This window comes from Methylobacterium sp., from assembly GCF_028290105.1.
Taxonomy (GTDB): domain Bacteria; phylum Pseudomonadota; class Alphaproteobacteria; order Rhizobiales; family Beijerinckiaceae; genus Methylobacterium.
In genome coordinates, this window is the sequence record NZ_JAQGKL010000259.1 from 1 (window position 1) to 18817 (window position 18817).

Here is an 18817-nt window from a genome sequence, read left to right on the forward strand (position 1 = left end):
CCAGGAGTAGGATGAGGCTGGTCAGCCGGTTGGCCGTGGCGAGCGCCGTGTCGACCGGTTGGAGGGCGACCACGATCCATCCGAGCCCTGGATAGTCGCCACGCCCATGGGTGGCGGACGCGGTCGCGAGGCGGTCACCGTCGGCGCCGCGGGCGATGAAGTGCCCGGCCGCCAGGTCCTCGGCCGCGTAGGGGGACGCGCCGAGCTCCTGCCCGAGAAGAACGCGTCCGGCCTGATCGAGAACGACGATCTCCTCCTTCAGCTCCGGGCTGCGCGATGAGAGAACCTCGCGGCGGACCAGATCGGCCCAGCCCCAGCTAAGATGACTTCCGAGCACGCCGATGATCCGCCCCGACGCGTCGGTCACGGGCGCCGCGACATCGACGAACCGAAATGGGGTGCCGCCGGAGTTCGGCGCGAGCAGATATTGCAGGAGGGCGGCCGCATGCACGTCCTCGACGGCGGTGCCTTTCATGCCGTTGTTGAACCAGGGCCGTTGACCGACGCTCACGCCTTCAAGCGTGCCACCGGTCGCGGCGCGCACTTGGCCACTCGTATCGGCGAAACCGATCCAGGCGTAATCCGGCAGGGTCTTCTGCATCGTCTCGAGGACTTTACGCAGGCTGCCCGTGTTCTCCAGCCAGTGCGGCTGCAGAGGTTGAAGGGCGGCGACGTTGCGAATCTCGCGCAGACGCTCGGCCATATCCTGATCGAGGCGGTCGGCGACGGAGCGAGCCACCTGCAGGAGGGCGCTCCGAGCCATCTCGGTTGCCTGATTGCGGGCCAGCAGGGCGGAACCGATCGTCGTTGCGCCGACGATGAAAAGACCGATGGCCCCGGCAAACAGGGTGATCTGGCGTTGCAGTGAAAGCCTGTCTACCAACCGGCCGAGCGTCATGGTCCGTCCCCATTTGGCAAGGACTGTGAACCTTTAGACTTTCGGTCGCGTGAAAACACCGAGTCAATTTTTCGTATCTTTGCGCGTCTTGTAAGGTTGCTTTCAGAACGACGCCTCAACCTAAACGCGTTGGCCGAGCATCTCCATGGGGCGGGCGCTTCTTCAGGCAGTTCCGGCCTCGGAGGCGTGAGGCTCCGGGAGATCCGGCACGGGCCGTGCGTGGCGGCCTCCGGGTCGGTCCTTGCGTAGCGCTGCCCCCGGCGATCCATTTGTCGGATCGGTATGACGCGGTATCGTATCGCCCCAGGGAGATACGCCAATGACCGCCTCCACGACGGCCGATACGGCCGCATCGACGATCTACGATCGTGACCTCGACCGGAACCCGGCAAACTACCAGCCCCTGACGCCCTTGAGCTACCTCGACCGGGCGGCGCGGGTGTTCCCCGACCATGTCGCCATCATCCACGGGCCCCTGCGACGCAGCTACGCCGACCTCTACGCACGCTGCCGCCGCCTCGCCTCGGCGCTGGCGGCGCGGGGGATCGGGCGGGGCGACACCGTCGCGGTGATGCTCGCCAACACGCCGGAGATGATCGAAGTCCATTATGGGGTCCCGATGACGGGGGCCGTCCTCAACACCCTGAACACCCGCCTCGATTCCGCCGGCCTCGCCTTCTGCCTCGACCACGGCGAGGCCAAGGTGCTGATCACCGACCGCGAATTCGCGAAGGTGGCGGGGCCCGCCCTGGCCTCGGCCGGGGTCAAGCCCCTGGTGATCGACGTCGACGATCCGGAATTCGCAGGGCCCGGCGAGACCCTGGGCAGCCTCGGCTACGAGGCGCTACTGGCCGAGGGCGACCCGGACTGGGACTGGGCGATGCCGGGGGACGAGTGGGACGCCATCTCGCTCAACTACACCTCGGGCACCACCGGGGACCCGAAGGGCGTGGTCTATCACCATCGCGGGGCCGCCCTGCTGTGTCTGGGCAATGTCATCACGGGCGGGCTCGGGCAGCACCCGGTCTATCTCTGGACGCTGCCGATGTTCCACTGTAACGGCTGGTGCTTCGCCTGGACGCTCTCGGTGGTGGCCGGCACCCACGTCTGCCTGCGCCAGGTCCGGGCGGGCGCGCTCTATCGGGCACTGGCCGAGCATGGGGTCACGCATCTGTGCGGTGCACCGATCGTGATGCAGCTCCTGCTCAACGCCTCGGACTCTGAGCGCCGCCCCCTCCCCCGGCGCATCGCCTTCCTCACCGCGGCCGCCCCTCCGCCCCAGGCGGTGCTGGCCGCCATGGGCGGGTCCGGCTTCGACGTCACCCACCTGTACGGGCTGACCGAGACCTACGGCCCGGCGGTGGTCAATGCCTGGCACCGGGACTGGGACGCTCTCGACGACGAGACCCGCGCCGCCCGGATGGCGCGCCAGGGCGTGCGCTATCCCGTGCTGGAGGGCTTCGACATCCGCGATCCCGAGACCTGCGAAACCGTGCCCGCCGACGGGACGACCATGGGCGAAGCCATGTTTCGCGGCAACGTGGTGATGCGCGGCTACCTCAAGAACCGCTCAGCCACCGAGGCCGCCTTCGCGGGCGGCTGGTTCCGCTCCGGCGTCCTCGGGGTGAAGCATCCCGATGGCTACATCCTGCTGAAGGACCGCTCGAAGGACATCATCATCTCGGGTGGGGAGAACATCTCCTCCATCGAGGTCGAGGACGCGCTGTTCCGCCACCCGGCGGTCGCGGCCGCCGCCGTGGTGGCCAAGCCCGACGACAAGTGGGGTGAGACCCCGGTGGCTTTCGTGGAACTGCGGCCCGGCGCGAGCGTGGAGGCCGACGCCCTCATTGCCTGGTGCCGCGAGCGGCTCGCCGCCTACAAGCTCCCGCGCCAGATCGTGTTCGGAGAGTTACCGAAGACCTCCACGGGCAAGGTGCAGAAGTATCTGTTGCGCGAGCGCGCGAGGGAGGGGTGAAACGGGCCTCGTCCGTCCTCCGGGCCAGCCCAAAAGAAAAGGCCGGGCACTGAGCCCGGCCTTCCTGATAATCCTGCCGTGAGGCTTTGGTGGCCTACGCGGCGCCGCCCGAGCGCTCGAAGCGCTTGCGCTCGTTGGGGTCGAGGTAGGTCTTGCGCAGGCGGATGGACTTCGGCGTGACCTCCATCAGCTCGTCGTCCTGGATCCAGGCGAGCGAGCGCTCCAGGGTCATGCGGATCGGCGGCGTCAGGCGCACGGCCTCGTCCTTCGAGGTGGTGCGGATGTTGGTGAGCTTCTTGCCCTTGAGCACGTTCACCTCGAGATCGTTCTCGCGGTTGTGCTCGCCGATGATCATGCCCTGATAGACCTTGGCGCCGGGCTCGATCATCATCGGGCCGCGATCTTCCAGGTTCCACATGGCGTAGGCCACGGCCTCGCCCTTGTCGTTCGAGATCAGCACGCCGTTGCGGCGGCCGGGCATCTCGCCCTTGTAGGGCTCGTAGGCCTTGAACAGGCGGTTCATGATCGCGGTGCCGCGCGTGTCGGTCATGAGCTCGCCCTGGTAGCCGATGAGGCCACGGGTGGGCGCATGGAAGACGAGGCGCAGGCGGCTGCCGCCGGACGGCCGCATCTCGATCATCTCGGCCTTGCGCTCGGACATCTTCTGCACGACGACGCCGGAATACTCCTCGTCGACGTCGACCACGACCTCCTCGACCGGCTCGAGGACATTGTCGTTCTCGTCCTTGGAGAGCACCACGCGGGGACGCGAAACGGCGATCTCGAAGCCCTCGCGGCGCATGGTCTCGATCAGGATGGCGAGCTGCAGCTCGCCGCGGCCCGAGACGAAGAACGAATCCTTGTCGGCCGCCTCCTCGATCTTGAGCGTGACATTGCCCTCGGCCTCCTTGAACAGACGGTCGCGGATCATGCGGCTCGTGACCTTGTCGCCCTCGGTGCCGGCGAGCGGCGAATCGTTGACGATGAAGGACATGGTGACGGTGGGCGGATCGATCGGCTGGGCCTGGATCGGGGTCTCGACCTGCGGATCGCAGAAGGTGTCGGCGACGGTGCCCTTCACGAGGCCCGCGATGGAGACGATGTCACCGGCTTCACCGACATCGATAGGCGCGCGCTCCAGGCCGCGGAAGGCGAGGATCTTCGAGACGCGGCCGGTCTCCACGAGCTTGCCGGTGCGGTCCATGACCTTGATGGCCTGATTCGGCTTCACGGTGCCGGACGCGATGCGGCCGGTGATGATGCGACCAAGGAACGGGTTGGCCTCCAGCAGGGTGCCGAGCATCCGGAACGGACCCTCTTCGACCTTGGCCGGCGGCACGTGGGCGAGCACGAGGTCGAACAGGGGGGCGAGGCCATCCTCCTGCGAACCGTCGGGCGACGTCGCCATCCAGCCGGCGCGGCCCGAGCCGTACAGGATGGGGAAGTCGAGCTGGTCGTCGGTGGCGTCCAGCGCCGCGAAGAGGTCGAACACCTCGTTGACGACTTCGGTGATGCGGGCGTCCGGTCGGTCGACCTTGTTGATCGCCACGATGGGCTTCAGGCCGATCTTCAGGGCCTTGCCGACCACGAACTTGGTCTGGGGCATCGGGCCTTCGGCGGCGTCGACCAGCACGATCACGCCGTCCACCATCGAGAGGATGCGCTCCACCTCGCCGCCGAAATCGGCGTGGCCAGGTGTGTCGACGACGTTGACGCGGGTGTCCTTCCAGACGACCGAGGTCGCCTTGGCCAGGATGGTGATGCCGCGCTCCTTCTCGAGGTCGTTGGAATCCATGGCCCGCTCTTCGACGCGCTGGTTCTCGCGGAACGAGCCCGACTGCGACAGGAGCTTGTCGACGAGCGTCGTCTTGCCGTGGTCGACGTGGGCGATGATGGCGATGTTGCGAAGCTTCATAGGGTATCCGGAAGCGAGAAGAGCCCGTCACGCGACGGGCCGCAGGAATGCGGCCGGCTGCGCCGGGTCACGGGATCGAGCTATCGCGTCGCAATATAAGGTGTGGGCCTCCGGGGCAAGGGGCAGCAGGGCCGGACATACCCCTCCCCCGTCAGGCGCGGGCCGGTCTCAGGTGATCGGGGCCGGGTTGAACAGGGTGAGGTCGTTGAACAGGCCCCAGCGGTCCGACCAGGGCTGCGTCACGCCGCTCGCCACGTCGAGGATGAGGCGGAACAGGTCCCAGCCGGTCTCCTCGATGGTGGAATGGCCCGTGGCGATGCGTCCGGCGTCGAGGTCGATGAGGTCGGACCAGCGCTGCGCCAGTTCGGTGCGGGTCGCCACCTTGATCACGGGGGCGTGGGCGAGGCCGTAGGGCGTGCCCCGGCCGGTGGAGAAGACCTGAAGGGTGATGCCCGACGCGAGCTGGAGCGTGCCGCAGACGAAGTCGCTGGCCGGGGTGGCGGCGAAGATCAGGCCCTTGTCGCGCACCCGCTCGCCCGGCGCGAGCACCCCCGTGATGGCGGAGGTGCCGGATTTCGCCACCGACCCGAGGGCCTTCTCGACGATGTTGTTGAGCCCGCCCTTCTTGTTGCCGGGCGAGGGGTTCGCGCGCCGGTCGGCGCCGCCCTTGGCGAGGTAGGCGTCGTACCAGGCCATCTCGCGGATCAGCGCGTCGGCGACCTCCGGGGTCGCGGCGCGCGGGGTGAGGAGGTGGATCGCGTCGCGCACCTCCGTCACCTCCGAGAACAGCACGGTGGCGCCGCACCGCACCAGCAGATCGGCGGCGAAGCCGAGCGCCGGGTTGGCGGTGACACCCGAGAACGCGTCGCTGCCGCCGCATTGCAGGCCGACGACGAGGTCGGAGGCGGGACAGGTCTCGCGGGTGCGCCGGTTCAGGATTTCGAGGCGGGCTTGCGCCATGGCCAGGATGCTGTCGAGCATCATCCCGAAACCCGCGTGGCGCTCGTCCTGCAGGCGCACGACGCCGCTGTCCTCGCTGACGTCCCCGTCCGGCAGCAGGCGCTCGGAGACGAGCTTCTCGCAGCCCAGCCCCACGACCATGACGGCGCCGCCGAAATTCGGGTTGCGGGCGAGGTTCTGCAACGTGCGGATCGGGATCACCGCCTCGGGGGCGTTGATGGCGACGCCGCAGCCATAGGCGTGGGTGAGGCCGACCACGTCGTCGACATTGGGATAGCGCGGCAGCAGATCCTGCTTGATCCGCCGGATCGCGACGTCGAGGGTGCCGGCCACGCACTGGACGCTGATCGAGATCGCCAGGATGTTCTTGGTGCCCACCGACCCGTCCGGATTGCGGTAGCCCTGGAAGGTGTAGCCTTCGAGGGGTGGCAGGGGCGCGGGCACGCGGGTGGCCCGCTCCAGGGCGTCGAGGTCGGGCGCGACCGGCGTCTCGACGCTCGATTCCTCGACCCAGGACCCACGCGGCAGTGCGCGCAGGGCAATGCCCACCACCTCGCCGTAGCGCCGGACCGCGCCGCCTTCCGGGATGTCGACGAGCGCCACCTTGTGCCCCTGGGGCACGAACTCGACCAGCGTCAGCCCGTCGCCGAACACCGTGCCGGCGGGCAAGCCGAAGGCGTTGACCACGATGGCGACGTTGTCGTCGGCGTGCAGGCGCAGGGTGCGGGGCGTGTCGCCGGTTTTCTCGAGAGGCAGGGCCGGTTCACCGAGCATGATCTTGTCCTTGTCAGGCCTTGCGGAGTTCGACCCGCCGGATCTCGCCGACGATGACCAGATAGGCGGCCATCGCGATCAGCGCGTTGCAGCCGACGAAGACCAGGGCGCCGTTGAAGGAGCCGGAGGCCTGCACGAGATAGCCGATGACGATGGGCGTGGTGATGCCGGCGGTGTTGCCGAACATGTTGAAGATGGCGCCGCTGAGGCCCGCCGCCTCCTTGGGCGAGGTGTCGGAGATGACCGCCCAGCCGAGGGCCCCGATGCCCTTGCCGAAGAAGGCGAGTGCCATGAAGCCGATGACCAGGCTCGGCGAATCCACGTAGTTGCAGGCGATGATGCTCATCGAGAGCAGCATGCCGGCGACGATCGGGATCTTGCGGGCCCGGGTGAGGGAGCCGGTTCGCTTCAGGATCGCATCCGAGATGACGCCGCCGAGGATGCCACCGAGGAAGCCGCACAGCGCAGGCAGCGAGGCGACGAAGCCCGCCTGGAGCACGGTGAGCCCGCGCTGCTTGACGAGGTAGATCGGAAACCAGGTCAGGAAGAAGTAGGTCATCACGTTGATGCAGTGCTGCGCCACGTAGATGCCGATCAGCATGCGGTTGGTCAGCAACTGGCGCACTACGCCCCAGTCGAAGCTCTTTTTGTCGGCCGGCCGGGCGGCATCCAGTGCCAGCAGGGCGCCACCCGAGGCGATGTGGTCGAGCTCGGCGCGCGTCACGCCCGGATGGTCGGCGGGGTCGTGGATGACGCGGACCCAGATCAGGGCGAGCACGATGCCGATCACCCCCATGACGATGAAGGCGTAGCGCCAGCCGTAGGCGTGCGTGACCCAGGCGGTCAGGGGCGCGAACAGCACGGGAGCGAAGTACTGCGCCGAGTTGAAGATCGCGCTCGCCTTGCCGCGCTCCGCGCTCGGGAACCAGGCGGTGACGATCCGGGCGTTGCCGGGGAAGGACGGCGCCTCCGCGATGCCGACGAGGAAGCGCAGGGTAAACAGCATGGCCACCGCGCCGCCGCCGAAGAAGCCGACCCAGCCCTGGAGCAGCGTGAACAGCGACCAGAAGAAGATGCCGCCGGCATAGACCCACTTGGAGCCGTAGCGGTCGAGCATCCATCCGCCGGGAATCTGAGCGGCGACGTAGGACCAGGAGAAGGCGGAGAGGATGTAGCCCAGGGTGATGGGGGACAGGCCCAGTTCCTGAGACATCGGCGTGCCGGCGATCGAGATGATGGCGCGGTCGGCGTAGTTCACGACCGTGGTCGCGAACAGCATCAGCAGGATACCCCAGCGCACACGTCCGCGTGCACGCGCTTCCAGCGGCAGAGCCAGCGCCATCGTTCCCACCCAGACGGATCGTCATTTTGGTGCCGGATCGCGTCCGGCATTCCTTGGCATCCAGGGGTAGTGAGCGACTTATAGTTCGTCCAATGCGATCAACGGATCGATCGATGCAGAACGGGTATCGATGCCGCGGTCAAACGCGCGTTGGTCGAGGGCTGCCTGCCTCGACTGCCGCAAGGCTACGACGGTCATGCTGAAGGTGCCTGACATGCGGCACGGCGGCGATGGCGCTCGGAGGCCGGCGCATCATCCCAACCCGCCTACGAGGCGACCGGATGGGCGGGTGCCAGTTGCAAGCCGAGGGGAACCGGTCGTCCGGGTGGCGGCCGGTACACGCATTCCGCGAGATAGGACATCGTGTCGGAGATCACGGCCTCGGTGAAGGGCTTGGCGATCACGCCCGCGGCGCCTTCGAAATCGGGTGCGATGTGCTGGGCGTTGGCGGTGAGGAAGATCAGCGTCATCGCGCGCTCGCCGCGCAGGGCCCTCACGATGTCGATTCCGGACGAGCCGCCGCGCAGCTGGAGGTCGACGAACACGATGTCGGGCCGCGTCTCGCGGGCGACCCGGATCGCCTCCTCGGCGGTGGCGGCGCTGCCGACCACGCGATGCCCCGCATCCTCCACGAGGAATTCGAGCTGCATCAGGATGAGCGCTTCGTCTTCCGCGATCAGGACCCGAAGCGGCTCACTCACGGTCCGTCCTTACCCGTCGCCGAATCCGTGCCGCTCGCCATGTCCTTGCCCGCCGCCGAATCGCGCGGGAGCCGAATGTCGATCAGCGTGCCGGGCTTACCCGGCTGCCAAGCGATACTGGCATTCAGCTGGCGCGCCAAGCTCTCGATCAGGCGCTTGCCGAAGGAGCGGGCGCCGACGATCTCCTGGGGCATGCCGACCCCGTCGTCGAGGATCTTGATCCCGAAATAGCGCCCGTCCGGCTGGACGGTGACCGAGAGGCGGCCCGGCCGGTTGTCCGGGAATGCGTGCTTGAGCGCGTTGGTGATGAGCTCGTTCATCATCAGCGCCACGGGGGGCGCCTTCTCCACCGGCACCTCCACCGGCTCGAGGTCGAGATGCAGGCTGATTCCGGTGCGGCCGGAGCCCCGTACGAGGTCGGTGGCGAGCTCGCGGGCGAATTCGGCGACATCGAAGCGCTCGACGTCGTTCGACTGGTAGAGCCGCTTGTGCACGGTCCCCAGGGCCTCGACCCGGGTCAGCATCGATTTCATCGCGTCGCGCGCGCTCGGATCGACGATGCTGCGGGTCTGCATGGAGAGGAGGGATGCCACCATCTGCAGGTTGTTCTTCACCCGGTGGTCGACCTCGTGGACGAGCATGGTCTTGGCCGCGAGCGCCTCGGACAGTTCCCGGGTGCGCTTGGCGACCTCGCGCTCGAAATGCTCCTTCTCGTTCTGCGTCCGCGCCTGGGCGTCGACCCGGTCGGTCACGTCGAGCTGCGAGGCGAAGAAATAGTGCAGGTCGCCCGCCTTGGTGAAGACCGGGCTCATGTACAGCGCGTTCCAGAACGGGCTGCCGTCCTTGCGGTAGTTCTGGATATCGAGGGCGATGTCACGGCGGGCGCTCACCGCGTCGCGGAGCTGGGCGATCGCGTTCGGGTCGGTGTCCGGCCCCTGCAGGAAGCGGCAGTTGCGCCCCATGACCTCGGCGCGCTCGTAGCCGCTGAGGCGCAGGAAGGCGTCGTTGACGAAGACGATCGGGTTGTCGTCCCGGCGCGGATCCGTGACGATCATGGGCATGCGGGTCGCCCGGATGGCGGCGGCGAAGGGATCGCCCTTGCCGTCCTCGACCATCAGGTCGTCCGTCATGTGCCAAGCGTCGTCTCGTTCCATCGTCTCGTGCCTTCTCCTCGTACCGCCGCCATGCGGAACCTCAAGGTCCGGCGCCACGTCCGTCGGCGCGCGCCGACGGTGCGGCCGGCGCCGCATGTGAGCGGTGGCCGGTCGGCGCGCGGGCTTTGCGGGAAGAAGCAGGGGTGCCGGAGGATGCCAGCGACGGGCAACCGTCGCGATATGGTGCCCCAACGAACTTAACCTTTGAAAGTTCATTCGATATCGAAACCGTGTCAGCGACCCAATTCATCGACACGGTTTCGCGAGCCACCCCGGGAAATAGGTGGCGTTGCTGCCGGAATGTCACACGGAGCATGCGTCGCGATCCTCCGAGGGAACGGGACAACGGCCAAGCTCGTTTTTCGTGCTAGGCTCCCGGCCGGGGTCGGGCCTGCGGAATCGTGGCAGTGGACATGTCGAACATGCGTCGTCTCGGGTGGTCGCGGGGCCTCGTCGCCCTGCTCCTCGCCGGCCAGCTTGGAGCCTGTGGCTCGACGCCACGCGTGTCCTACAGCGCCAGCGAGGCGGCGGCCGCCATCCTGCCGGGACTCGATCCGAACGTGCGCGCCTATGCGGATGCCTCGGAGAAGACCTTCACCGAGATGTCGGCGCGCCCCGAGAACAAGCGCGTTCCGTTCGCCTATCTCGCCCTCTCGGGCGGCGGCGGCGACGGGGCCTTCGGGGCAGGCCTGCTCAACGGCTGGACCGAATCCGGCAAGCGCCCGGAATTCTCCCTGGTTTCCGGCGTGTCCACCGGCGCGCTGATCGCGCCCTTCGCCTTCGTGGGACCGGAATACGACGCCTACCTCAAGGACATCTACACCAGCGGCGTCGCCTCGACTCTCGTTCAGTCGCCGAGCTTCGCCAACGTGCTGTTCGGCTCCGGGCTGTTCGGGGACGGGCGCTTGCGCGACCTCGTGCGCCGCTACGTGACGCCCGACCTCCTCGCGGCGGTCGCCGCCCAGCACGCCAAGGGCCGGCGCCTCCTCGTGGTGACCACCAACCTCGACGCCCAGCGCGCCGTGATCTGGAACATGGGTGCCATCGCCACCAGCGGCGGCCCGGCGGCCCTCAACCTCTTCACCGACGTGCTCACCGCCTCGGCCAGCATCCCGGCGGTGTTCCCGCCCCAGCTCATCGACGTGCAGGCCGCCGAGCGCACCTTCCAGGAGATGCATGTGGACGGCTCGGTGGTGACGCCGGTGTTCACCCTGCCGCAATCGTTCCTCCTGCGCGACGGCCGCTTCAAGGCGGGCGCCAAGTCGGACATCTACGTCATCATCAACGGGCGCCTGGAGCCGGAATTCGATCTGGCGCAGAACAACACGCTCTCCATCGTCGAGCGTGCGTTCACGACGGCGAGCCGTGCCCGCAGCCGGGCGACCCTGGCCTCGACCTACGCCTTCACCCGCACCAACGGCATCGGCTTCAACCTCGCCTATATCGACGAGACCGCGCCCAACACCTCGACGGCACGCGGCTTCGACACCGGTTACATGCGCAGCCTCTACGAGACCGGCTACGCCGCCGGCCGCACCGGCACGTTCTGGCGCAAGAGCATCCCCGTGGCGCCCCTCGTGAAGGCGTCCGTCGTCGCGGCCCAATAGGCAAATGCCCGCAAGGGCGCGTTGCGCGAGGGGGCCGGTTGCAACGAGGGCCCCTCGCGCCGCATGGTGCGGTGCGGTAAGGTGAGGCTTGCGTGAGGGTCGTTCAGGTGCCCGCGCCCCCGGCGAGCCCCAGCATGATCCAGATCGAAGACCTCACCTTCAGCGCCTGGGGCCGGCGCTTCTTCGATCGCGCCAGCGTAGCCGTGCCGCCGGGCTCCAAGGTGGGGTTGGTGGGACGCAACGGCGTCGGGAAGTCGACCCTGTTCAAGATCATCCTGGGCGAATTGCAGCCCGATGGCGGCGCCATCCTGCTGCCGAAGACCGCCCGGGTCGCCTCCGTGGACCAGGAGCACCCGGCGACCCCGGTGAGCCTCATCGACACGATCCTGGCGGCGGACGTGGAGCGCGAGGCGCTGAACGGCGAACTCGAGACCGCCGAGCCCGAGCGCATGGGCGAGATCTACGCCCGTCTCATCGAGATCGACGCCGACCGGGCGCCCGCGCGGGCCGGCGAGATCCTGGCGGGCCTCGGCTTCTCGGTGGAGGACCTGACCCGGCCGATGGCGGAGTTCTCGGGCGGCTGGCGCATGCGCGTGGCGCTCGCCGCCGCGCTCTTCGCCGAGCCCGACATGCTGCTGCTCGACGAGCCCACCAACTACCTCGATCTCGAGGGCGCGCTCTGGCTGGAGGCGCGGCTCAAGCGCTACCCGCACTCGGCGCTGATCATCAGCCACGACCGCGAACTCCTGAACAACTCGGTGGATGCGATCCTGCACGTGGCCGGCGAGAAGCTCGAACTCTACACCGGCGGCTACGACGACTTCGAGAAGCGCCGGGCCGAGAAGTCCCGCCTCCAGGCCTCGACCAAGCAGAAGCAGGAGGCCGAGCGCGCCCATCTCCAGAGTTTCGTCGACCGCTTCAAGGCCTCCGCGTCGAAGGCGGCCCAGGCCCAGTCGCGCATGAAGCGGCTGGCCAAGATGGAGCCGATCGCCACCACCATCGAGGAGCACGTGGCGCCGTTCCACCTGCCGTCCCCGAAGCGCCCGCTGGCGCCGCCCCTGATGCATCTGACGGACGCCAGCATCGGCTACGGCGACGACGCGCCGATCCTGCGCGGCCTCAACCTGACCCTGGACGTGGACGACCGCATCGGGCTGCTCGGCGTCAACGGCGCCGGAAAATCGACCTTCGCCAAGATGGCGGCGGGCGCACTCGCCTTGCGCGACGGCCGGATGGTGCGCGAAGGCCGGGTGCAGGTCGGCTGGTTCCACCAGCATCAGATCGAAGCACTCGACCCGAAAGACACGCCGCTGGCCATCATCCGGCGGGAGCGCCCGGACGACAGCGAATCGGCGCGACGCGCCAAGCTCGCGAGCTTCGGCCTGGCCTTCGACAAGCAGGAGACGACGGTGGACGCGCTCTCGGGCGGCGAGCGGGCGCGCCTGCTCCTCAACCTCGTGGCGATGCAGGCGCCGCACCTGCTCATCCTCGACGAGCCGACCAACCACCTCGACATCGACAGCCGCAGAGCGCTCCTCGACGCGCTCAACGATTACGGCGGGGCGGTCATCCTCATCACCCACGATCGCTCCTTGATGGAACTCGTGGCGGACCGCCTCTGGCTGGCGGCCGACAACACGGTCAAGCCGTTTGCCGGCGACATGGACGATTACGCGAAGTTCGTGCTGGACCGGACCCGGGCCGGCCAGCGCGCCCCCGGGCAGGGGCGGGAGAAACCTGGCCGCGAAAAGAAGGCCAAGCGCCGGGCGGCCTGAACCGCCCGGCTCGGCTGGCTCAGCGGCGAAGGATCTTGGTGACGAGGCGGCCGAGCGGCGTGCCGGAATCGTAGTTGCGCTCATCGCGGACAACGGGGCGGTCCTCGTTGCCGAGGAGCTTGGTGACGATGCGTCCGATCAGGCTCATGGTGTGACCCTCAAGTGTGGGGCGCCGGACTGAGAATGGCGCAGCTTGACCATCAACACATCGAGAGCCACCCGCGTTCCCGGACGGGGGTCGTCCGTATCGAGCCTGTCATGAAACGGTGATCTAACCCCGGCGGATTTTTTCGCACGAGGTAGATCACCATGGACAGCGCGCAGCGGGCAGCGGAGGTCGAGGCCATCCGGCGTGAGGTCGCCGACGATTTCGACGATGAACTCGAACTCGATATGGAGGACGAGCGCCTGGAGCGCCTTGCCGCCGATCTCGGCCAGCCCGCCCGGCCCTCCGGCCTCGACCGCAAGGTCTACTTCCGCGAGCTGTTCCGCCTGCAGCACGAGTTGGTGCGGCTCCAGGACTGGGTCCAGGCCCAGAAGCTGCGCGTGGTGGTGATCTTCGAGGGCCGGGATTCCGCCGGCAAGGGCGGCGTCATCAAGCGCATCACCCAGCGCCTCAACCCGCGCGTCTGCCGCGTCGCGGCGCTCCCCGCGCCGAGCGAGCGCGAGCGCACGCAATGGTACTTCCAGCGCTACGTCACGCACCTGCCGGCCGCCGGCGAGATCGTGCTGTTCGACCGCTCCTGGTACAACCGCGCCGGTGTCGAGCGCGTGATGGGCTTCTGTTCGGCGGACGACGTCGAGGAGTTCTTCCGCTCCGTGCCGGAGTTCGAACGCATGCTGACACGCTCCGGGATCATCGTGCTGAAATACTGGTTCTCGATCACCGACGAGGAGCAGGCCTTCCGCTTCAACATGCGCATTCACGATCCCCTGAAGCAGTGGAAGCTCTCGCCGATGGACGTGCAGTCACGCCGGCGCTGGGAGGACTACACCAAGGCCAAGGAGGACATGCTGGCCCGCACCCACATCCCGGAGGCGCCCTGGTGGGTGGTCGAGGCCGTGGACAAGAAGCGCGCGCGCCTCAACTGCATCAGCCATCTGCTGGCGCAGATCCCCTACGGCGATGTCGAGCACCCGCCGGTGCACCTGCCGGACCGCGAGCGCCACGACGACTACACCCGCCACCCCGTTCCGGTCGAGATGTTCGTGCCGCAGGTGTTCTGAGCCCGAGCGTTCGAATCCGAAGCGTTCTGAGCCGAAGCATACCGGGCGGGCGCGGCTTGCTCTGGCGAAGCCCGATGGGCGACATGGGCGGCACTCCTCCGCCCATGCGAGACGCCAGACCCCATGACCGGCACCGACGAGATCCTGTACGCGGCGCAAGACGGCATCGGCCGCCTCACCCTCAACCGGCCGCAGGCGCGCAACGCGCTCACCTTCGGCATGTACCAGGGGCTGATCGACCGTTGCGCGCGGATCGAGGCAGAGGCCGACATCAAGGCGCTGATCATCACGGGCGCGGGCGACAAGGCCTTCGCGGCGGGCACCGACATCGCGCAGTTCCGCAGCTTCACGAGCGCGCAGGACGCGATCGACTACGAGCGCTTCATGGACCGGGTGATGGGCGCGCTGGAGCGCCTGCCGGTGCCGACCATCGCGGCGATCGCGGGTGCCTGCACGGGCGGGGGGGCCGCGATCGCGGCGGCCTGCGACCTGCGCATCGTCACCCGCGACGCCAGGCTCGGCTTTCCCATCGCGCGGACGCTCGGCAACTGCCTGTCGCTCGGCAACCTGCGCCGGCTTTCAAGCCTGATCGGCCCGGCGCGGGTCAAGGACATGGTCTTCACCGCCCGCCTGGTCGGGGCCGAGGAGGCGCTCGCCATCGGCCTCATCGGCGAGGTGGTGGAGGATGCCGAGGCGCTCGCGGTCCGCGCCACGGACCTCGCGGCCCTGATGGCCGGCCACGCGCCCCTCACCCTGCAGGCCACCAAGGAGGGCCTGCGCCGCCTGCAGGGCGAGGATGCCCCCGGCGACGAGCGCCCGGGGGACGACCTCATCCGCCTCTGCTACACCAGCGCGGATTTCCGCGAGGGCATGGAGGCGTTCCTCGCCAAGCGCCCGCCGGCCTGGACCGGACGGTAGGGCTCAGTCCAGCCCCGCCACCTTGATGGCGTCGCCCTCCAGCCGGACCTGCGCGGGCAGGCCCCGCTGCACCGGCCCGAGATCGTCGGCGGTGCGGTAGAGCCCGTCGATGGCGATGAGTTCCGGCTCGAACCGGCGGCAGGTGATGCGCGCCTCCGGGTTCCCGGCGGCCCCCGCGATCGCCCGGCCGCGCAGCGCCCCGTAGACATGGAGCGAGCCGCCCGCGATCACCTCGGCGCCGGAGGCCACCGAGCCCATCACGGTGATGTCGCCTTCGAGATGCAGGATGGTCTGCCCGGAGCGCACCGGCGCGTCGAGGATCAGGGAGCGGAACGGGGCAGGCGCTACCGGCACCATCGGCGTGTCCGGCGTCGCATCGGGCACGGCGACGTCCTCCACCGGGCGCCCGCCCGCTGGGGGCGGCGGCAACCCGGCCCCGAGTTGGCCTTGGGCCGCGCCCTCAATGCCCATCACGGCGACGTCGCGGGCGGCGAGTTCCGCCACGAGGCTCAGCAGGCCGTCCCGGTCGAGGCCCAGGCCCGCGACGTCGAGGATGACGGGCCGCCCGACGAAGAAGGCGGGCGAGCGCCGAGCCAGCGCGTCGAGGTCGGTGAGCCATTCGGCAACCGGCAGGACGGGTGCCAGCACCAGCGCCATGAACGAGCGGCCGCGAAAGCGGATGGGGGGACGGGGGGAGCTTGTGGTCACGATGGGTGTCTTCGCGATTCTCGGGCGGCTGGGCGGGACGCGGGCGCTGTCAGTCACCTTAGCTTAACCCGCCTGCCTTCGGGACAGGGGAAAGGCTCGTCCCCGTCAACACGTTTTCGGCCGCAGGCGACCGTCGGATCAATCCTCTCCGGCCGGTGGCGTCGGCTGCCCCAGAGCCACCGCGCGGGCCAAGCGCAGCCGGGTCGCCGCGCTTGGCCGCGCGAGGCCGAGATGACGAGCCATGCGGGCGTGCAGATTTGGGGCGTCGCCGCTGAGGCGCGCGGCGAGGCCGGCGAGTTCGGCGAGCGGGATGTCGCCCGGATCGCGTGGCTCGCCCGCCGGCGGCCGGTAGCGCACGGGGGCCGCCGTGTCGGCCCCGACAGGCCAGAGCACCGTGCGCTCGTCCTCGACGCTGCGCGGAACCGCGTCATCGACGCGCCCGCGGATGCGGGCCGCCAAGCGGGCCGTGGTCCGGCCAAGGCCGTGGGCCCGCGCCAAGCGGGTGGCGAGGAGATCGGCGAATATCGGGCCCTCCACCGCGACGATGTGTGCGACGAGCGCATCGAGAATGGTGTCGTAGTCCGGCTCGTGGAGGCGGCGCGCATCGAGGGCGAAGCCGGAGAGATCGGCGATCATGTAGGACGCGGGCGCCGCCGGGGTCACAACAGGCGCCGGCGCCTCCGCCACCGTCAGGGCGCGGTCGGAGTCCAGGTCCGCGCGCAGCGCCGCGTCGAGACGGTCGAGGGCGCCGTCGGCATCGATCCACCAGTCGGTGCTCCAGACCCGGTGCAGGCGCCAGCCGAGGTCGGTGAGCACCCATTGGCGCAGGCGGTCGCGGTCCCGCGCGGTGGCGGCGCTGTGATAGGTGGCGCCGTCGCATTCCACGCCCGCGAGGTAGCGCCCCGGGGCGTCGGGATGGACGATGCCGAGGTCGATGCGAAAGGACGAGACGCCGACCTGCGGCACCACGCGCCAGCCGCGCGCCTCCAGGGCCGCCATCACGCTGGCCTCGAAGGGCGATTCGACGTCGCGGCCGGTGGGCGCGGCGGCCGCCTCCAGGGCCGGGGCGCCGTGAGCGGCGAAATCGAGGAAGTGCTTGAGGTCGCGGATACCGCGTGCCGCCCCCCGCCCGAGGTCGATCTGCTCGGGCCGCAGGGACGCAAACACGAGGAGTTCGCGGCGCGCCCGGGTGATCGCCACGTTGAGGCGGCGGTGCCCGCCCGCGCGGTTGAGCGAACTGACCTGCCCGGTGATCCGCCCGGCCCCATCCGGCCCCACCGCCACGGAGAACAGGATGGTGTCGCGCTCGTCGCCCTGCACGGTCTCGAGGTTCTTCACGAAGACTGGCTCGGGGCCGAGGCGCGGATCGAAGTGGCGCTCGAGGTCCGGGTCCGCCCGCCGCTCGGCGTCAAGGAGGTTCTCGATGAGCCGCTGCTGTTCGCCGTTGAACGTGACGATGCCGAGCGACACCGGGCCCTCGCCACATTGGGGATCGCGCAGGCGCGCCAACACCTCGGCAACCACCGCCCGCGCCTCCGGGCGGTTCACCCGCGCGGCCCCCCGCTCGTAGAGGCCGTCCGCGACGGGCACGAGGCGCACCGCCCGGTCCTGGGTCACCGGGGACGGGAAGGTGATGAGGTCGCCCCGGTAATACTGCCGGTTTGAGAAGGCGATCAGGCTCTCGTGACGGCTGCGGTAATGCCAAGCGAGGCGCCGCTGCGGCAGGTGGGCGGCGAGGCACTCGTCGAGGATGCTCTCCTGGTCGGGCACGTCGAGGTCGCCGGCCTCCTCGCCGTCGCGCTCGCCGACGCTGGTGGGCGGCAATTGCTCCGGATCGCCGACGATCACGGTCTGCCGTCCGCGCGCGATCGCGCCGATGGCGTCCCAGGGCGCGATCTGCGAGGCCTCGTCGAAGATCACGAGGTCGAAGGGCCGTGCTTCCGCCGGCCAGTGCTGGGCGACGGAGAGCGGGCTCATCATCACGCAAGGGGTGAGGCGGGTCAGCGCGCCCGGCATTCGGGCGAAGAGCTGGCGCAGGGCGAGGTGCCGCCCGCGCTTGGCGATCTCGCGGGCGAGCAGGCCCCATTCGGCGTCCATTCCGACTCCGCCCGGTGCGGGCACCGTCCCGAGGCGCGCCCGCGCCGCGGCCCCGGCCAGGGCGCAGACCCGGGCATCGGCCGCGCGGAATGCCTCGATCGCGCCCGCGTGGTCCGGCCCCTGGAAGGCGCGCAGGGTCGCGTCGTGGGTGACGACGTGGTCGATCCACCAGCGCGCATAGGCGGCCTCGAAGGCCTCCGGGATCCCCTCCGCCGGCAGGGTGCCGGCCTCGACCGCCGCCACGAGGGGGCCGAGGCCGGCGCTCCGGGCCGCCCGCGTCGCGCCCTGCCAGCGCAGCCAGCCCTGCGCCTTCGGCAGGGACGCGGCCCAGCTCGCTGCCTGGCCCAGGGTCCCGGCGGCCCATCCGGGCCCGGTCGCCAGGGGCCGGTCGGTCCTCTCGCGGTTGGCAAGCCGGTTCAGGGCCTCGATCGCCCGGATTGCGCCCGGACGAAGCTCCGCCAGGACTTCCCGGGCACGGGCGAAGGGCGTGCCTGACGAGAACCGCCCGCCGGCGAGATGCAGGCGCAGGGCGTCCGGCCCCTGGGGGCCTTGCCCCAGAACGGCCAGCGCCGGCGCCATCCGCGCGGCCCAGGCGAGGGGCGCGGCGAAGGCCTCGGCCGGGGCCGTGGCTTCCGACCAAGGGGGGCCGAACGCCGCGAAGGCCCGCTCCAGCGTCCCGGCGAGGGCGGGGCCAGCGGCGCGCAGGCGCTGCAGTTCCACCAGGGTCGCGAGGTCCGGCCCGAGATCGTCCGGCAGGGGCGAGAGG

14 protein-coding genes are annotated in these 18817 nt (G+C 69.5%); 5 read left to right on the forward strand and 9 right to left on the reverse strand.

Annotated elements, in window-relative coordinates:
* Positions 1 to 898, reverse strand: an 898-nt coding sequence (locus JWQ05_RS18270) for a cache domain-containing protein (protein WP_299661451.1), incomplete at its 3' end; no start/stop codon positions are given.
* Positions 899 to 1217: 319 nt separating this feature from the next.
* Between JWQ05_RS18270 and JWQ05_RS18275 the strand changes: the two genes are divergently transcribed.
* Positions 1218 to 2873, forward strand: coding sequence for an acyl-CoA synthetase (locus tag JWQ05_RS18275; RefSeq protein WP_299661455.1), 1656 nt, complete (start codon positions 1218 to 1220; stop codon positions 2871 to 2873).
* 94 nt (positions 2874 to 2967) lie between these two features.
* Here JWQ05_RS18275 and typA read toward each other — a convergent pair whose 3' ends face one another.
* The 5 genes from typA to JWQ05_RS18300 form a co-directional block, all read right to left on the reverse strand.
* Complete coding sequence (gene typA, locus JWQ05_RS18280; protein WP_299661458.1) at positions 2968 to 4788, reverse strand: translational GTPase TypA; 1821 nt, start codon at positions 4786 to 4788, stop codon at positions 2968 to 2970.
* A gap of 168 nt (positions 4789 to 4956) precedes the next feature.
* A complete protein-coding gene (garD, locus tag JWQ05_RS18285) occupies positions 4957 to 6522 on the reverse strand; it encodes a galactarate dehydratase (protein WP_299661461.1) in 1566 nt (521 codons plus the stop codon).
* 13 nt (positions 6523 to 6535) lie between these two features.
* On the reverse strand, positions 6536 to 7864 hold the full coding sequence (locus tag JWQ05_RS18290; RefSeq protein WP_299661464.1) for an MFS transporter: 1329 nt from the start codon (positions 7862 to 7864) through the stop codon (positions 6536 to 6538).
* Between the two features lie 266 nt (positions 7865 to 8130).
* Positions 8131 to 8565, reverse strand: coding sequence for a response regulator (locus JWQ05_RS18295; RefSeq protein WP_299661467.1), 435 nt, complete (start codon positions 8563 to 8565; stop codon positions 8131 to 8133).
* Positions 8562 to 9695 (reverse strand): histidine kinase dimerization/phosphoacceptor domain -containing protein, encoded by a 1134-nt coding sequence (locus JWQ05_RS18300; protein WP_299661470.1) that lies wholly within the window; start codon positions 9693 to 9695, stop codon positions 8562 to 8564. The genes JWQ05_RS18295 and JWQ05_RS18300 overlap by 4 nt, the downstream gene beginning before the upstream one ends.
* Before the next feature lie 437 nt (positions 9696 to 10132).
* On the opposite strand from JWQ05_RS18300, the gene JWQ05_RS18305 reads away from it, so the two are divergent.
* A complete protein-coding gene (locus JWQ05_RS18305) occupies positions 10133 to 11326 on the forward strand; it encodes a patatin-like phospholipase family protein (protein ID WP_299661488.1) in 1194 nt (397 codons plus the stop codon).
* Between the two features lie 134 nt (positions 11327 to 11460).
* The gene (locus JWQ05_RS18310; protein WP_299661473.1) at positions 11461 to 13101 is read left to right on the forward strand and encodes an ABC-F family ATP-binding cassette domain-containing protein; all 1641 of its coding nucleotides are present in this window, start codon (positions 11461 to 11463) and stop codon (positions 13099 to 13101) included.
* 19 nt (positions 13102 to 13120) lie between these two features.
* On the opposite strand, the gene JWQ05_RS18315 is transcribed toward JWQ05_RS18310, so the two are convergent.
* The gene (locus JWQ05_RS18315) at positions 13121 to 13249 is read right to left on the reverse strand and encodes a TFIIS helical bundle-like domain containing protein (protein ID WP_299661476.1); all 129 of its coding nucleotides are present in this window, start codon (positions 13247 to 13249) and stop codon (positions 13121 to 13123) included.
* Positions 13250 to 13410: 161 nt separating this feature from the next.
* On the opposite strand from JWQ05_RS18315, the gene ppk2 reads away from it, so the two are divergent.
* Entirely contained in the window at positions 13411 to 14328 is a 918-nt protein-coding gene (ppk2, locus tag JWQ05_RS18320; RefSeq protein WP_299661479.1) for a polyphosphate kinase 2, read from the forward strand.
* 123 nt (positions 14329 to 14451) lie between these two features.
* Complete coding sequence (locus JWQ05_RS18325; RefSeq protein WP_299661482.1) at positions 14452 to 15246, forward strand: enoyl-CoA hydratase/isomerase family protein; 795 nt, start codon at positions 14452 to 14454, stop codon at positions 15244 to 15246.
* 3 nt (positions 15247 to 15249) lie between these two features.
* On the opposite strand, the gene minC is transcribed toward JWQ05_RS18325, so the two are convergent.
* On the reverse strand, positions 15250 to 15903 hold the full coding sequence (minC, locus tag JWQ05_RS18330; protein WP_299661491.1) for a septum site-determining protein MinC: 654 nt from the start codon (positions 15901 to 15903) through the stop codon (positions 15250 to 15252).
* 189 nt (positions 15904 to 16092) lie between these two features.
* The coding region (locus JWQ05_RS18335) for a DUF3320 domain-containing protein (protein ID WP_299661485.1) at positions 16093 to 18817 on the reverse strand (2725 nt) is incomplete at its 5' end.

What these genes read in the sequence shown, in the direction of transcription:
- JWQ05_RS18275 (WP_299661455.1), top strand. Translation starts at nt 1,218, where the DNA reads ATGACCGCCTCCACGACGGCCGATACGGCCGCATCGACGATCTACGAT.
- typA (WP_299661458.1), bottom strand. Translation starts at nt 4,788, where the DNA reads ATGAAGCTTCGCAACATCGCCATCATCGCCCACGTCGACCACGGCAAG.
- garD (WP_299661461.1), bottom strand. Translation starts at nt 6,522, where the DNA reads ATGCTCGGTGAACCGGCCCTGCCTCTCGAGAAAACCGGCGACACGCCC.
- JWQ05_RS18290 (WP_299661464.1), bottom strand. Translation starts at nt 7,864, where the DNA reads ATGGCGCTGGCTCTGCCGCTGGAAGCGCGTGCACGCGGACGTGTGCGC.
- JWQ05_RS18300 (WP_299661470.1), bottom strand. Translation starts at nt 9,695, where the DNA reads ATGACGGACGACCTGATGGTCGAGGACGGCAAGGGCGATCCCTTCGCC.
- JWQ05_RS18305 (WP_299661488.1), top strand. Translation starts at nt 10,133, where the DNA reads ATGTCGAACATGCGTCGTCTCGGGTGGTCGCGGGGCCTCGTCGCCCTG.
- JWQ05_RS18310 (WP_299661473.1), top strand. Translation starts at nt 11,461, where the DNA reads ATGATCCAGATCGAAGACCTCACCTTCAGCGCCTGGGGCCGGCGCTTC.
- JWQ05_RS18315 (WP_299661476.1), bottom strand. Translation starts at nt 13,249, where the DNA reads ATGAGCCTGATCGGACGCATCGTCACCAAGCTCCTCGGCAACGAGGAC.
- ppk2 (WP_299661479.1), top strand. Translation starts at nt 13,411, where the DNA reads ATGGACAGCGCGCAGCGGGCAGCGGAGGTCGAGGCCATCCGGCGTGAG.
- JWQ05_RS18325 (WP_299661482.1), top strand. Translation starts at nt 14,452, where the DNA reads ATGACCGGCACCGACGAGATCCTGTACGCGGCGCAAGACGGCATCGGC.
- minC (WP_299661491.1), bottom strand. Translation starts at nt 15,903, where the DNA reads ATGGCGCTGGTGCTGGCACCCGTCCTGCCGGTTGCCGAATGGCTCACC.